The 600-nt window shown below is 54.2% G+C and carries 1 protein-coding gene; it reads right to left on the bottom strand.

The window, feature by feature from the left end:
• On the bottom strand, positions 1 to 445 hold a 445-nt coding region (locus tag NWP14_RS27790; protein WP_375216320.1), incomplete at its 3' end, for a glycoside hydrolase family 19 protein.
• Positions 446 to 600: the final 155 nt, after the last annotated feature.

Genomic DNA, 600 nt, shown 5'->3' with positions numbered 1-600 from the left:
CCAGGCCCAGGGCGATACCGGTTGCCCGGTAGTTGTTTTTAAACGTGGTCTGGATGGGGCCACGCCCACGATAGCGCCAGCCATCACCGGACGATTCCGGCCCGTTACCGCCCCGGTTGGCATACGCACGGTTGGCCAGCTTTTCCGGGTTGCGCACATAGGCCTTGGCGAACTCGATTTCGGCAGGTTCAATCACACGATTGCTGTTGAGATCAAAACCGGTGATGAAAATCTGCGCGATACGGCGGGGATCTTTGTAATAGAGGCTCTCGGAAAGTACCGTTAAACCGGTGCTTTCATGGCAGACCTGAGCCAGAAACGCAGCCTGGCGTTTGGGGGTATCAATACCAAATTCAGCCATGGCAGACACAATCGGCATATGCCAGCGTTGTGCATTGGCTGGGGTGAGCTGGGCAGCTCGGCGTAACTGGTCAGGGGTTATCATAAAAAAGCACCATCCGGTGAAAGGGATGGTGCCAGCATGACAAAAACCATGGATGTTAAAGCGGGGACTGGGTTCGTCACCCTATGACAACAGGCAAATTTACTATAGCAGATCCAACTGTTGTGACGATACCTGGCGCTCAGCTAACAGCTTTT

The sequence above is a fragment of the Klebsiella sp. C349492 genome, from assembly GCF_042055345.1.
GTDB lineage: Bacteria > Pseudomonadota > Gammaproteobacteria > Enterobacterales > Enterobacteriaceae > Klebsiella > Klebsiella scottii.
This window is presented reverse-complemented; position numbering and strand designations above follow the sequence as displayed.